Annotated in this window: 10 protein-coding genes and 2 pseudogenes; 10 read left to right on the plus strand and 2 right to left on the minus strand. The window is 32.0% G+C overall.

What is annotated here, in order from left to right:
* Nucleotides 1-58: 58 nt before the first annotated feature.
* The 9 genes and pseudogenes from ABZP37_RS14170 to ABZP37_RS14210 all read left to right on the plus strand — a co-directional run.
* A pseudogene (locus ABZP37_RS14170) lies at nucleotides 59-330 on the plus strand (patatin-like phospholipase family protein); the annotation flags it as partial.
* Nucleotides 304-548: pseudogene (locus ABZP37_RS14175) on the plus strand (phosphopantothenoylcysteine decarboxylase). The pseudogenes ABZP37_RS14170 and ABZP37_RS14175, both read left to right, overlap by 27 nt.
* A 206-nt stretch (nucleotides 549-754) precedes the next feature.
* Nucleotides 755-1,132, plus strand: a complete 378-nt coding sequence (locus tag ABZP37_RS14180) for a metalloregulator ArsR/SmtB family transcription factor (protein WP_366183756.1) — start codon at nucleotides 755-757, stop codon at nucleotides 1,130-1,132.
* The gene (merTP, locus tag ABZP37_RS14185) at nucleotides 1,129-1,737 is read left to right on the plus strand and encodes a mercuric transport protein MerTP (RefSeq protein WP_366183757.1); all 609 of its coding nucleotides are present in this window, start codon (nucleotides 1,129-1,131) and stop codon (nucleotides 1,735-1,737) included. Before ABZP37_RS14180 ends, merTP begins: the two co-directional genes overlap by 4 nt.
* A gap of 46 nt (nucleotides 1,738-1,783) precedes the next feature.
* The gene (locus ABZP37_RS14190; protein ID WP_366183758.1) at nucleotides 1,784-2,002 is read left to right on the plus strand and encodes a GDCCVxC domain-containing (seleno)protein; all 219 of its coding nucleotides are present in this window, start codon (nucleotides 1,784-1,786) and stop codon (nucleotides 2,000-2,002) included.
* A gap of 327 nt (nucleotides 2,003-2,329) precedes the next feature.
* Complete coding sequence (locus ABZP37_RS14195) at nucleotides 2,330-5,878, plus strand: PAS domain S-box protein (protein ID WP_366183759.1); 3,549 nt, start codon at nucleotides 2,330-2,332, stop codon at nucleotides 5,876-5,878.
* A gap of 1 nt (nucleotide 5,879) precedes the next feature.
* Nucleotides 5,880-6,308, plus strand: coding sequence for a response regulator (locus ABZP37_RS14200; RefSeq protein WP_366183760.1), 429 nt, complete (start codon nucleotides 5,880-5,882; stop codon nucleotides 6,306-6,308).
* A gap of 33 nt (nucleotides 6,309-6,341) precedes the next feature.
* Nucleotides 6,342-9,074 carry a response regulator gene (locus ABZP37_RS14205; RefSeq protein WP_366183761.1) on the plus strand — a complete coding sequence of 911 codons (2,733 nt, stop codon included), beginning with the start codon at nucleotides 6,342-6,344 and terminating at the stop codon, nucleotides 9,072-9,074.
* Nucleotides 9,075-9,345: 271 nt separating this feature from the next.
* On the plus strand, nucleotides 9,346-10,758 hold the full coding sequence (locus ABZP37_RS14210) for an FAD-dependent oxidoreductase (protein ID WP_366183762.1): 1,413 nt from the start codon (nucleotides 9,346-9,348) through the stop codon (nucleotides 10,756-10,758).
* Nucleotides 10,759-11,242: 484 nt separating this feature from the next.
* Here the strand turns inward: ABZP37_RS14210 and ABZP37_RS14215 are convergent, their stop codons facing one another.
* Nucleotides 11,243-13,867 carry a TonB-dependent receptor gene (locus tag ABZP37_RS14215; RefSeq protein ID WP_366183763.1) on the minus strand — a complete coding sequence of 875 codons (2,625 nt, stop codon included), beginning with the start codon at nucleotides 13,865-13,867 and terminating at the stop codon, nucleotides 11,243-11,245.
* A gap of 652 nt (nucleotides 13,868-14,519) precedes the next feature.
* Here ABZP37_RS14215 and ABZP37_RS14220 point away from each other — a divergent pair.
* Nucleotides 14,520-14,891: a DUF1801 domain-containing protein gene (locus tag ABZP37_RS14220; RefSeq protein ID WP_366183764.1), complete on the plus strand. Its 372-nt coding sequence runs from the start codon at nucleotides 14,520-14,522 to the stop codon at nucleotides 14,889-14,891.
* Nucleotides 14,892-14,960: 69 nt separating this feature from the next.
* On the opposite strand, the gene ABZP37_RS14225 is transcribed toward ABZP37_RS14220, so the two are convergent.
* Nucleotides 14,961-15,494, minus strand: a complete 534-nt coding sequence (locus ABZP37_RS14225) for a DUF2911 domain-containing protein (RefSeq protein WP_366183765.1) — start codon at nucleotides 15,492-15,494, stop codon at nucleotides 14,961-14,963.
* Nucleotides 15,495-15,555 lie beyond the last annotated feature (61 nt).

Below are 15,555 nucleotides of genomic sequence, written 5' to 3' on the forward strand. Positions count from 1 at the left end.
TATTTATTGGTCAGGATTTAGACAATTCTTCGTCTATTACTATAAAATTATAGGACAAATGAAAGCACTTATAATTTCTGGTGGTGGTAGCAAAGGAGCTTTTGCTGGTGGTGTTGTAATAAATACGAATTATTTGTAGGTTGTTCTACAGGAAGTTTATTCCTACCTCATTTAGCTTTGGGCAAAATAGACAAAATAAAAGAGATCTACACATCTGTTTCTCAAAATGATATTTTTAGCATTAACCCTTTCAACATAAAATAGACTAGAAATGGTATGGAAACTTCTATTAATCATTTCAATATGTTACGCGTTTTTTTAAAAGAAAAGATTCAAATTACTGCAGGCCCAACAAGAGAATACATCGATCCAGTTCGTTATATTTCAAAAGGATCAAGCAAAAAATGGGTTATGCCATTGCGGAGGCTTTGCACAATTTGAGAGCAGAAGTGTATATGATTAGTGGTCCCGTTACAATTACAACAAGTTTCTCCAAAGCTAAAATCATATCCGTTCAAACACCAAAAGAAATGATACGATACCAATAAAATCACTGTATTAAAAAAAAAAAATTAGTCTTAGCGGAATATGCTTTAAAAAGTAAACACAAAGTAGCCTTAGATATCGTTAAGCTTCTCGAATATATCGTTTATAGTTATATACTATAGAATTTCAAAATTTTTTTAAACACATATTTAATAATTTGCTTAAATAATAAAATACTATATCTTTGTTTATAACTAAATACCAAAAAATGAAAAATCAATCATGCATTAGACAATTAGCCGACCAAAATCAAATAAAGGAATGCAGAAGTAACATTTTATCTAATGAAATTGCGTTTCAAGAATTAAGTACACTTCTGGCTTTAGCAGGAAATACGGTTCGTTTAAAAATTTTATATTTATTAGACGCAGAAAACGAACTCTGTCCTTGCGATTTATCAGATATACTTGGAATGAGCGTACCTGCTATTTCTCAACATCTTCGTAAAATGAAAGATGGCAATGTCATCGAATCAAGACGAGATGGTCAAACGATTTTTTATTCTCTTAAAGTAAAACAATTGGAATTATTACAGTCCTTATTCAAAATTGTAAATACAAACACATTAAATAACGCACAAATATGAACTCAAAATCTAAATCAGGAAAATTAGCTGGCATAAGTATTTTATCTGCAATCGCCGCTTCATTATGTTGCATCACACCCGTTTTAGCACTTATTTCTGGAGCTACTGGAGCAGCTTCAATTTTATCTTGGATGGAGCCCTTCCGTCCTTATTTATTAGGAGTAACCCTTTTAGTACTAGGATTTTCATGGTACCAAAAACTAAAACCACTCACAGCCGAAAAAATTAAATGCGCTTGTGAGGAAGATGAAAAACCACCTTTTATGCAAACCAAAAAGTTTTTAGCAATTGTAACTGTATTAGCAATCCTGATGATGGGTTTCCCTTATTATGCCGAAATTTTTTATCCGAAAGAAGTTCAAAAAGAAGTCGTAATAATTGACAAAGCGTATTTGCAAAAAGTAGAATTTAAAATCGATGGAATGACTTGTGAAGCTTGTGCCTCGCATATTAGCAATGAAGTAAACAAAGTGAATGGCGTATATTTAGTTACACCTTCCTTTCAATATAAAAACATTTCCATTCAATTTGACAATACGAAAACTAATGAAAGTGAGCTTTTAAAAACAATTAAAGAAACAGGATATAAAGTGAAAAACAATTAAAATGAAACCCTTGCAGTTCACGAAAACCTTTAAAATCAATTAAATTATGAGTGAAAATGAAATCAAATTAAAATCGACTATAACTTGCCCAGAATGTAAGCACCAAAAAGAAGAAACAATGCCCACAGATGCATGTCAGTTTTTTTATGAATGTGAAAACTGCAAAAAAGTCTTACGACCACTTGAAGGCGATTGTTGCGTATATTGTAGTTATGGAAATGTGGCTTGTCCGTCAATACAAGAAAAGAAAGATTGTTGTAGTTAAAATATAAATGATGCTTAAGAACCTAAAATTATTATTGCTAATACTTTTTTTTTTTTCAATTATCATTGATGTCAAATCTTTGGTGAGAACGCTTCACCTAGATAGCATTTCAAAAGATGAAATAGCAAAATTAAAACAGAATAACAGATTAAAAGGTTTAGTTTTAAATCACTCAACAACAATACAATTACCTACAATTTACTTGATTTTTCACCGTTAAGCAGCCCTGCAAAAAAATACAGCGAAAAATAAGACATTCTTAATTGTTTTTGCGGAATGTAAAGTATTTATGTTTATTTTTAAGAAATGCTTTAAAGCATTATATTTATGAAAAACAATATACTCGAATGTATCGATTTCAGAAAAATAGATACGCTACTTAAAGGGTTCAAAAAAACAACTGGAATAGCTATTGCTATTGGAGATCTTGAAGGAGTTATTTTGTCTCAATATGAATGGAGAAAATTACAAAATGATTTCTACTTTAATAATCCAGAAACTTCAAATTGGAGCACTAACATTAAAATAGAATTAACTAAGGTTGAAAAATTTCAGTTTCACAAGTACTTAAATGGATTAGCTGAAGTAACTATACCAATAGTACTTAATAATGAACATTTTGTAAACATACTTTCTGGATATTTCTTTTTTGAAAAACCTGATTTGCAATTTTTTAAAGAAGAGGCAAAACAGTATGGATTTGATGAAAAAAAATACATTGATGCAATAAATATTCTGCCTGTATTTTCTTTGAAGGAAATCCAAAATACCATGACGTTTTTGATAGAAACCCTTCATTATATTTTCGAAATGGCTTCTGATAAAAAGAAGCAATTAGATTTGACCGATTCATTATCCACAAACAAATTATTTCTTGAAAATATTATTGACAACAGTCCTGCCTTAATTTATGTATCTGATCTTGACGGTAAAATTAAGTTAGCAAATAACGAATTTGGACAAATATTTCAATTAGACAAAACAGAAATAGTTGGTAAATACCGCCAAGAGATTATGCCTAAGGAAATTGCAGAGCAACATCGCAACAATGATATTGATGTTATTCAATTAAAAAAATCAATTATCAGCGAAGAAGAGAATATGGAAACTGATGGGAAACATTTTTATATTTCTCAAAAATTTCCGCTTTTTGATACTAAAGGAGTTATTCAAGGCGTGGGAGGGATATCTACTGATATAACGGCGAAAAAAAGAGCAGAAGAAGCCCTCATAAAGAGTGAAATCAAATATAAAAGTTTATTTAACAATTCAGTTGATGGCATTCTAGTATTAAATGAGCAAAGCGAAATTCTAGAACTTAACAATAAGATTTGCGAGATATTAGACTATAGTCGTGAAGAATTGGTCTTATTAAAAAGATATCAATTCATTCATAGTGAAGACTTCGCCAACAAAGACCATACGATTGCACTAGAAGAACTCCAACAAGGTAAAACGATTATCTCGCAATATCGATTACGCAGAAAAGATGGTAGCTACATCCCTACTGAACTAAGTACCAAAATGATTGCAGAAGGCCAATTCCTAAACATTGTTAGAGATATTACGGAACGCATAGAAGCTGAAAAAACTTTGCAGGAAAGCGAAAAAAAACTCTCTGCTATTTTCAACAATCATACTGATTTACAAGTGTTAGCAAGTATTAAAAATCAAAATGAGTACACCGTAGACGCTATAAATAATCCGTATATCAGTACGCTGGCCAGTTTGGGTATCAATGTTACTATTGATGCTATTATAGGTAAACCCTTAAGTCAATTAAATGAAATAATTGGTTTAAATGAGGATTACTATGAGTCAACAATTGCTAAATACAAAGAAGTTGCTCGCACCGGAAAATCGCTAAATTTTACTGAAAATCTTGATATAGCAGGCCAAATCTATACTTCTGAAATAACAATTATTCCTATCATGAATGATCATGGTGTATGTGAGTATATACTTTATAATTCCCATAACATCACGGAGCAAAAAAGAGTCAATCGTGCGCTAATAGAAAGTGAAGAAAAATTCAAAAAGATTTTCCTCACAAGTCCTGACATTGTTACCATAAGTCAAATTGAAGACGGAATATATGTTGATGTTAATGAAAATTTTATACAAATATCAGGATATTCACAGGAAGAAATAATAGGAAAAACATCTACAGATATAAACATTTGGCACGATCTGGAGGACAGAAATCGCATGGTTTCTAAATTGAAAGAATGTGGAAAAGTTGAGAATTTCGAAGCACAATTCACATTAAAAAACGGACGTATAATAGAAGGTTTATTATCCGGAGCGTTAATAACAATCAATAATAAACCACACATTCTTACCATAACAAGAGATATAACTGAATTTAAACTTACAGAACAAGCTTACAAAGAGACCGCAGCGAACTTGAGGTCAATGATAGATAATCGAGAAGATTCCATTTATTCTATTGATCGTGATTTTAACTATATAATCTTTAATAGCACTTTTGAAAATATTATAAATAATCAATATAATATTAAGCTAAAAAAAGGAATGAGTTCTATTGACCAACTTACTGAGGAACAAGCTAATTTCTGGGTGCCAAAATTTAAAGCTGCTTTTGAAGGAGAGAGTGATACTTTTGAATTTAATCTTACAATAAATGATGAAACTCAATATTTTCAATCTACTATAAACCCAATAGTTGAAGATCATTTAATTACAGGAGCTTCTGGAATAAGCATTGACATAACCAAACGAAAACTAATAGAAGAAGCCCTTAAATTATCAGAAGAAAAATTTGAGAAAACGTTTAGATTAAGTCCTTATTTGATTTCACTTACCAACATGGAAGGACAAGTGTTTGATGTGAATGATCGTGTCATATCTACTCTTGGTTATACAAGGGATGAGTTTTTAGGAAATAAAACTACTGAATTACCTCTTTGGGTAAACCTTAAAGAAAGAGAAAATTTCACCAATCTATTGACAAAAGATGAATCCGTACACAACATTGAGGTACAGCTTCGGAAAAAATCAGGAGAAATAGGCGATTACTTACTTTCAGCTTGTATTATTGAAGTAAACAAAAAAAAGGTCTTCCTTAATATTGTCCATGATATAAGTCTAAGAAAAAATGCGGAGAAAGAAATTATTAAACTAAATAATGATCTCGAATTGAAAGTGAAGCAGCGAACTGCTCAACTTGAAGATATGAATAAAGAATTAGCAACTTTTACTTATTCGGTATCACATGATTTAAAGGCGCCTTTGCGAGGAATTGATGGTTATAGTAAGTTATTAGCGGATATATATAAATCCGATTTAACCGATGAGGCACAATCATTCATTGAAAAAATACGTACTTCTACCCTACAAATGAATCAAATTATTGATGATCTTTTAGAATATTCCCGTTTGGAAAGAAGTCAGTTGCACATTGGAAAAATAAAAATAAAAGAGCTGATTGAATCTGTACTTTCTAGTTACGATGAAGAATTCAAAGCAGGGTATTTTAAAGTCAATATTAAAATTCCTAATTTCGAAATCGATGCCGATGCTAAAGGTTTTGTAATTGCTTTTCGCAACCTTATTGAAAATGCCATTAAATTTAAAAAAGAAAAAACAAATCCTACCATCATAATTAAAATTGAAGAGAAAGAATTATCTTGGATCATTAGTGTTAATGACAATGGAATTGGTTTTGACATGAAATACCACCATAAGATATTTGATATATTTCAGCGCCTACAACGAGTCGAAGATTTCCCAGGAACAGGAATAGGTTTGGCTCTGGTGAGCAAAGCAATGCATAGAATGAATGGAAAAACATGGGCAGAAAGTAAACCCAATGTAGGCTCAACTTTTTATTTAGAAATCCCCAAAAATCAATAATATGACCTCACAAAATAGCGAAAAACCTATCCTACTTGTAGAAGACAACCCTGTCGACATCGATCTAACTTTGCGCGCTTTTGCTGCAAAAAAAATTGCAAATCAAATTCAAGTAGCCCGAGATGGTGAAGAAGCTTTAAAATATTTTGATCGATGGGATAATGGAGAACCAAAGCCAATTGTCATATTACTTGATTTAAATATGCCTAAAGTTAATGGTCTAGAAGTACTTAAAAATCTAAAATCGCATCCGGAATTTAAAACTATTCCAGTAGTTATTTTAACCACTTCATCCGAATCTATAGATTTGAAAACAGCTTATGAATTGGGAGTTAATTCGTATATTGTAAAACCAGTTAACTTTGAAAAATTTCTAGATGTTGTAGGTCATATTGATTTATACTGGAGATTAACCAATAAAACGCTATAAAATACCATTTTCACATTTTAACCCAAAAGTTATATGAAAATATTACTCCTTGAAGATAACTCAACAGATGCCGACTTAACAATTATAGGTCTATCCCAACTTATACCAGATATTAGTATTGAGCATGCTGTAACATTGCGGCAAGCAAGGAGTCTATTAACAGCAAATCATTCCTTTGATATTGCGGTTCTTGACGTTAATTTACCTGATGGGAATGGTCTTGAAATTCTTATTGAAATTAGACAACAAGATTTGAATTTCCCAGTGATTATGTTGACAGGCTCTGGTGATGAAGAAACTGCTGTTACTGCACTTAAATCAGGTGCTGAGGACTATATTGTAAAACGAGATGATTATGTTTCAAATCTGCCTGAGTCCATAAATCAAGCTATTACAAATTTTAAGGAAAATGCGTTTAATAAATCAGAGGTAATACAAGTACTTTATATAGAGCATCATGCTGCTGATATTGATTTTACAATTCGCCATCTTGCACAATATGCACCTTATATACATATCGATCCAGTAACAACGGTAGACGAAGCTTTAATTAAATTAAATTCTGAAAATTTCAAAAAGTACAAGCTAGTCTTGATGGATTATAGATTACCCGGAATGGACGCCTTAGAACTAATAAAAACGATACGACAAAAAGTAAAACTTAAAATTCCTATCATTTTAGTTACAGGTCAAGGGAACGAAGAGTTGGCTGTACAAGCGCTAAAACTTGGTGCAAATGATTATCTTACAAAGAGTGAAAACTACTTATTCAAACTTCCTTCAGTTATAGTAAACTGCTATCAACATTATGAATTAAAGAAAAGACATTTAGCCCAAGTAGAAAGCGAATCGAAATACCGTCTTCTGGCTGACAATTCAGGTGACATCATCTTCACGCTTGATATGGACCTCAATTATACCTATATAAGTCCCGCGGTCAAAACCATGAGAGGTTTCACCCCAGAAGAAGCCATTACACATAAAATAAAAGAGGTATTAACTCCTGCTTCTTACCTAAAAGTAACAAAGTTAATAGGAACTATTCAATCTGAAAAATCATTAATCACCGGCCAAGAATGTTTGATTAATGCAGTTGAATTAGAAATGTATAAAAAGGACAAAAGCACGATTTGGACTGAAGTAAAAACATCGCTAATTTTTGATGAGAATAAAAATGCTGTGGGTATATTAGGTGTTACAAGAGATATCTCCGAACGCAAAGCTATTTCAGATAAATTAATTCAACTTTCTCGTGCAGTTGAACAAAGTCCTACTCTAGTAGAAATAACAGATATAAAAGGGAATATTGAATATATAAATCCAAAATTTACTGAAACTACAGGCTACTCATTTAAGGAAGTAGTAGGTAAAAACCCAAGATTTTTAAAGTCCGGATATACTACAGATAAGGAGTACAAAAATTTATGGAACACCATTACCTCTGGTGGTGAATGGCGTGGTGAATTTCACAACAAACGAAAAGATGGAACATTATACTGGGAAGAAGCTTTAATTTCCTCGATAAAAAATTCCGAAGGAGAAATAACGCATTACTTAGCTCTAAAATCAGATATTACTGAAAAGAAAAAAATACTTAACGAACTTATAGTCGCTAAAGAAAAAGCAGAAGAAAGCGATCGATTAAAATCAGCATTCTTGGCTAATATGAGTCATGAAATTCGAACTCCTATGAATGGAATTTTAGGGTTTTCTGCGTTGTTGAGTGAGCCAGAATTAGGAAAAGAAGAACAGCAAGAATACATCAAACTTATTCAAGTAAGTGGAGCACGCATGCTTAACCTTATTTCGGAAATTATAGATATCTCAAAGATTGAATCTGGAATGATGGAAATTAGTCTCCAAGAAGTAAATATTAATGAAGGAATGGATTTTGTATTTAATCTTTTAAAATTAGATGCCAAAGAAAAATCAATTGATATAACCCACAACAGCAACTCGTTTCCTGATCTTTATTTAATCACAGATTCTGAAAAGTTGTATGCTGTTTTAACAAACTTAGTAAAAAATGCTATCAAATACACCGACAAAGGTTCGATTGAATTTGGCTATAATATTAAAAATTCAACTGTAGAATTTTTTGTAAAAGATACTGGAATTGGAATCCCATTAGACAGGCAATCTGCCATTTTTGAGCGTTTTATTCAAGTCGATATAGCCAATATAGCAGCGCGTCATGGTGCTGGATTAGGACTGGCAATAGCAAAAGCTTTTGTTAAATTATTGGATGGTGATATTTGGCTTGAAAGCCAGGAAGGAATGGGTACCACCTTTTATTTCACATTACCATTTAACACAAAAAATAAAGAACCAAGTTTACAAACTAACACAATTAAAAAAATTGGAAAAGAAAATGCAACTCATATCAATTCAAAACTAAAAATATTAATAACTGATGACGACACCATTTCAAGAAAATTAATATCAAAGTCGGTAAATGAATTTGCAAGAGAAATAATTGAAGCCAAAAATGGTCTTGAAGCAGTTGAAAAATTCAAAGAAAACTCATACTTTGATTTGATCTTAATGGATGTTCAAATGCCTATAATGAATGGTTATGACGCTATTACAGAAATTCGAAAATTAGATAAAAATATTATTATTATAACACAATCTGCATTTGGACTCACGGGTGATAGAGAAAAAGCAATTTCGGCTGGTTCTAATGATTACATTACCAAACCGATTGATAAAAATGAGTTAGTTCTTTTACTCAACAAATATTTTAATCCCTCAAAAGTTAATTGAGCCAAATTATTTTTTGATATAACTACAGAAAAAGCGCTACTATTTTGTAGCAGTTTATATTTCTAAATAATTTTTCTTCAAAAAACTGTATAGTTCGTATTATAAAATCTACTTCCTTTTTACTTTTAAATTTAATAGCTATTTCTAATAAGTTTTTATGGAAAAATTTGGTACTACTCGCGACTCAATTCTATTTATAATTTACTTCATTAGGAATAGTCTTGTAGTAAATAAAAACACAACTTTAATTTCTCAAAAAAATTTAGACAAAATGGAAAAAAATATTAAAATGTACGGTGCTGAATGGTGTCCAGATTGCAGAAGAACCAAAGAATTTTTCACTAAAAACAACATAGATTTTGAATATGTCAATATTGACATCACTCCCGAAGCTTCTCAATTGGTAGAAGGTTATAATAAAGGCAAAAGAATCATTCCAACGGTCTTAATTGATGATGTGGCTTTTAGTAATCCTCAAAACTATGAATTAGCACAGCAGTTAGGAATAAATAAACAAGGACGCATTAAATTGTTTGGCGCAGATTGGTGTCCTGATTGCCGAAGAGCCAAACGTTTTTTACAAGACAATCAAGTTAACTTTGAATTTATCGATGTAGAAAATATGGATGGAGCAAGTGAATTTGTGATGAAGGTAAACAATGGAAAAAGAATTATCCCAACCATTTTGTTCAATGACAAAGCCTATTCCAATCCTGATAATGCGAAACTTACCTCCTTATTGGAAATAGATCAAGTGGCCGATACTAGAGTTTACGATCTGCTTATCGTGGGTGGTGGTGCGGCGGGACTTACAACATCTATCTACGCACAAAGAGATCGATTTGACAGTATCATACTCGAAAAGAAAAATATTGGTGGTAATGCTTTTATAACTAAAAAGATAGAAAACTACCCTGGATTTAAAGAAGTTTCAGGTCCTGACTTAATGGATAGAATGGCTGATCAAGCCGAAACGCTAGGTGCCAAAATAGAAACTGGTGAAGAAATAGTCAATATCGAAAAGACAGAAACTTTTTTTAAGGTTGGTACCAAAATGCAAGAATATCGTGCCAAATCAATTGTCATAAGTACGGGCAGTACCTATAGAACTCTTGGTATTGATGGTGAACAGGAACTGATAGGCTCTGGTATTCACTTTTGTGCTACTTGTGATGGTGCTTTTTACAGAGACAAAGAAGTAATCGTGATCGGTGGCGGAAATAGCGCTCTAGAAGAAGGAATGTTTCTGGCCAGTTTTTGTAAAAAAGTGAGCATCATTCATCGAAGTGAAAAATTTTCAGCTAATGAAGTCTATACAGAGAAGTTAGACTCCTTTCCAAACATTGAAATCTTTTTAAATATAACACCCAAAGCATTTATTCCAAATGAATCAGGAAGTTTTGAAAAATTGGTTTACACTGATAATGAAACTAAAAAGGAAGCGGAAATAAAAGCTGATGGCGTTTTTGTGTTCATTGGATTAATCCCAAACACGAAACCTTTTGAAGGATTGATCAATCTTTCTCAAAGCGGACATATCCTCACCAAAGGGTTAAACCAAACCAATGTCCCTGGAATATTTGCTGCAGGCGATTGTAGATTTGGAGCAATTGCACAAGTTGCGGCTGCAACAGGTGAAGGTGTTGTTGCTAGTTATGGAATCAAGGAATATTTAAAAAAATAACAAGGAATCTTAGCGTATGAAAAGTCCTAAATATTAATACTGATAATGATGAGTTGTAATACCAATATTATTTATAAAATAGTTCAATTATCAGTTAGATCACAGTCGAGAACCACCATTACATCTCAACTGCGCTACCAATGACATTTTACTTTAAATATCTGAATTACAAAACTTAAAAACACACACTTCTAACCCCTCTCAAGAGGAATTAGAAGTGTTAACATTCAAATAACGTCATTTTATATTGCTTTTTTTAGAATAAAAATTACTCCTCGATCTGACAAAAATTAGATTAGACTAGTTTTTTGGTATACAAATAATTTAGGATGAGACAACTTAGATACGCCTATATCGCTGTAGTTGTTATTCCTTCGTGCATCTTGGAGAAAGATTTTATTTTTAAAATCATCTACCTAAACTTAAAACAAAAAAATGGGAATAGATCCCATTTTTTTTTGTTTTAAGTTTAAAGAAGTATTTCTTAAAATTTGAAATTTAATCCTGCTGTAAAAGTAGTACCGCTGATACCAAACTGACTGACTTCCCAAGGATATCTAAAACGACCACCTAAATTGGTAATAACATCTCCTTTGGTATCAATCTCATCTGGATAGATATTCAATAGATTGTTTACCATTACATTGGCAGAAATTGTACTAGTAAATTTATATGCAAAACCAAAATCAGTGATTACTTTACCTTTGAAAGTTTGATCTTTTGATACATCTTTAGCATGTTGCCAAGTAACTTTCCCGAAGTAATTGTTATTCAAAATAACACTCAATTTATTAATGTCGTAATTCAACCCTAACAAAACTTTGGTATTAGGTCTTGCGCTTAAAATTCTTCCTTGTTCTTTACGGTTGAAGATATCGTATCCATTGGCTTTCAAGATTTCTGGAGTTGCAATTTGTCCATCAATCTCAGTTTTAGATATATTTGAAGCTAAATTGATAGCTAATTTTCCGTTTCCAATTTCCATATTTTTGTAATTCATCACAATATCTACCCCTCTAGAAACAGTGTTTACGGCATTGATAAAGAATTTCATACTTGTAACTTTGTTATCTAGTAAGATTTGTTCCACTGGGTTTGTACTAAGTGTATCTTTATCAAAACCAACTTCCCCTGAGAATAACACACGATCTTTAACTTTGATATGGTAGAAATCAACTGAGGTTGAAAAATGAGCACCTGATCTCAATGTAATTCCTGTTGAAATATTTTGAGATTTTTCAGCATGCAATTTAGGAACTCCTAAACTTATAACGGCAGGATCCACATTATTGAAAGTTCCTTGATTTGAAATTGTATTTCCAGAAACAAGCGTTTGAATGTTACTCAAATAAATTTGGTGTAAAGCAGGCGCTCTAAATCCTGTACTATAAGAAGCTCTTACCACAATATCACTGTTAAGTTTGTAACGTGAATTTACTTTCCAAGAGAAATTATCTCCAAAATCTGAGTAGTTTTCATATCGTAATGACCCCCCAATTAAGAAAGCTTCGGTCATGTCATAATCCAAAGTCGTATAAAGACCAACGTTATTACGGTCTTTTATTAGTGCATTTGAAGGTTGTAGTCCAGGAAAAGATTGTACACCTCCACCAATATAAGATTCTACTTGACCCGCTCTTGCCTCATATTGCTCTTTTCTTATTTCTGATCCAAAACCAAAAGTTACTTTATCAAAACTTCTAGAGAAATCCGCATTTGCAACTAACTGGCTGAAAGTGTATCCACCAGCTTTAAATTCTGTTGGGCTACCAGCGCCAAGATCAACATTTAAAGAGTTCTTTACTGTATAATCAACTTTGTTCATACCAGTAGTTAAACTGAAATCTGCATTAAATCCTAACAAGTTTGTTTTTATACCAGCACTACTCAAATTATCAAATACATCTGTATTAAATGTAGGCTGAAAACCGTTATAAGTAGTTCCAGGAGCATGCAATAAATTATATGGATCTGAAACATCAGGCCAGTAAGGAACTCTGTAAAGTGCTGAACTTGTTCCTTTTCTGATATTAATATCTCCAAAAGCATAAAGAGTAGTTCTATCTGAAAGTGGGTATTCTACATTAAAAACCAATGCACCCATTTTAGTATCTGGCTGACCGATATTCATTCCTAAACTTGGGTTGTTTTTTATATAATCTCCCCACTGAGGATCATTTGCATATTTTTCGAATAAATCATCTTTACCAGGAGTCCCAGGTCTATTGGTTTTATTTTGATCTAAATAAGAAACGTTGAAGTTTACAAATCCTTTATCCGCAAATTTAAACCCTGAGTTCAAATCAGCGCCAAAATTAAATCCATCTCCTTCTGAAGTAATTCCAGAAGTAAGACTCACTTCTGTAAAGTTAGTTTGTTTTTTAAGAATGATGTTTACAACACCCGCAATCGCATCAGATCCATACTGAGAAGATGCTCCATCACGTAATACTTCGACTCTTTCAATAGCTGAAAACGGAATACTTTTCATATCTGTTCCTACTTCACCTTTTCCTGGAGTATCATTAATATACACTAATGCGCTTTGATTCTTTCTTTTTCCGTTTACCAAAACTAACGTACGGCTTGGCCCTAAGCCACGTAAATCTGCAGGATCAAAATGTGCTGTAGCATCAGATACAGCTTGAGTGCTCGAATTAAACGAAGGTATTTTGTAGGCTAACATCTTATCAAAAGTTACTTGTCCGCTTGACTTAAGATCTTCAGAATAGATTTTGTCAATTGGAACTGCTGAACTTAATACGGTACGTGTTTTGGCTCTATTTCCTGTTATAACCACTTCATCTAAACTATTATTTGGATCTAATTTAATTACAACTGCTGCTGCAATGCTAGTTACCTGAATAGCTTTGTTTTGGTATCCAACGTATTTCGCAATTAAAGTAGCAGGCAATGCTTTTACTTTAATTTCAAATTTACCATTTGCATCGGTAGTTACCCCATTTGATGTGTTATTATCAACCACATTTGAAAAAGGCATAGCTTGTCCGTTTTCGTCGTTCACGACCCCTTTAATGGTTTGGGCATTCATTACCGCAGGCATTATTAACGTAAATAATACGCCTAAAATAAAATGTTTAAATTTCATAAATCTTGTGGGTGTTTTGTCTTAAAATTTCTTAACAAAATTAAAACTAAAAGTTAATAAAATTATAACAGATTGGTATTTTTACACAAAAACAGACATAATCTTAATTGTAATAATAAATTTTAAATTATCAACAACAAAACCACACAATAACTACACATAAACAACCAAAAACACCAAGCAAAAGTATTTTACTCACTAATACATAGATATGTTATTGTACGAAGTATCCTTTTTTATTAGTCATTACGAAATTATTTAATCGTGTCTGCTTACACAATTGATGCAACCGAAGCGTTTAAAAGTTAATGAACCAACTATTATAGCTCAAAATTTCATAGATTCAATAACGTATCCATAACGTTTTTATCATTCTGAATTAAGTTTATAAATTCACAATTCATTTAAGCCCTTATTATAGTAAACTTTTTACGAATAATGATCCCCTCCTTTGTGAAATTATACTTTCCTACCAAATTTCTAATACCACTGAAATAAAATAGCCTTTGAACCTTATCAAAATTATTCGTCTGCATCTTTTTATGGACGAAAACCTCTGTAAACTCTATTTAGGACTAGACATCTACACATTTATCGATGTTATTGCTATAAAAACCGTATTTTAGATTAATCATACATATATAAAACTAAAATGACTCCAGAACTTCATCATTATTACCTCAATAAGGAAGAGCCTAACAAGAGTTGTTTACTTGCTTTGCGAACGATTATTCTGAAGCAAGATAACAACATCACTGAAACTCGAAAGTATGGAATGCCTTGTTTTTGCTATAAAAAAAAGATGTTTTGCTATTTATGGACAGATAAAAAAACAGACGAACCTTATATTCTGATGGTAGAAGGAAAATACCTTGATCATCCACAACTAGAACAAGGAGACCGCTCTCGAATGAAAATTTTAAGAGTGAATCCTAATGCCGATTTGGACCTAAAAACTATTGAAGATGTGTTACAAATAGCCTTAAATCTTTACAAAACAGGTATTGTAAAACTCAAAAAATAGCCGTTTAATAAAAAAGCCTTTTCAGATTATAGACTGAAAAGGCTTTACTATTCTATGTTTTTTTTTAACCTATCTATTAAAAGGTACAGCAACTCTTGTAGTTCCCCAACCAATAAACAAAGTTCCATCATTCTCAAAAGTCATTGATAAAGCATCTAAGGCTTCTCCAGAACTTACAGGAGCTGAAATGCGTACAACATCATTGGATTCGTTATAACTATAAGCTCCCCAAACATTAATATCTTTGTTTAAAATAATCGTCCATTCTTTTTCGCCTGGAATGGTAAAAAGGGAATACTCCCCTGCTTTGACTACTTTACCTCCCAATTTCATGTCTTTATACAAAGTCACACTTACAGCTTCATTTGCACCAGTACGCCAAACTTTTCCGTTTGGAGCCAAACTAGTAAGTTCTCTACCTTTTAATTGTGGTCTGCTATAAATAACTTTGATAGATTTATTGGTTTCTTTGTTACTCGTTGGAAAAGCAACGGCATCCATTGGACTTGCATCTAAAGCTTTAAATTTTTGAGCCTGCACATTGGAACTAAGTAAAAAAACTAAAATGGAAGCAAGTGTAATTAAGAATTTGGATTTGTTCATGATAATGACGTTTGTTTATTAATCGTCTAAATTACTCAAAGTTTTAAAACTTATTGTTAAG

This window comes from Flavobacterium ovatum (genome assembly GCF_040703125.1).
GTDB lineage: Bacteria > Bacteroidota > Bacteroidia > Flavobacteriales > Flavobacteriaceae > Flavobacterium > Flavobacterium ovatum.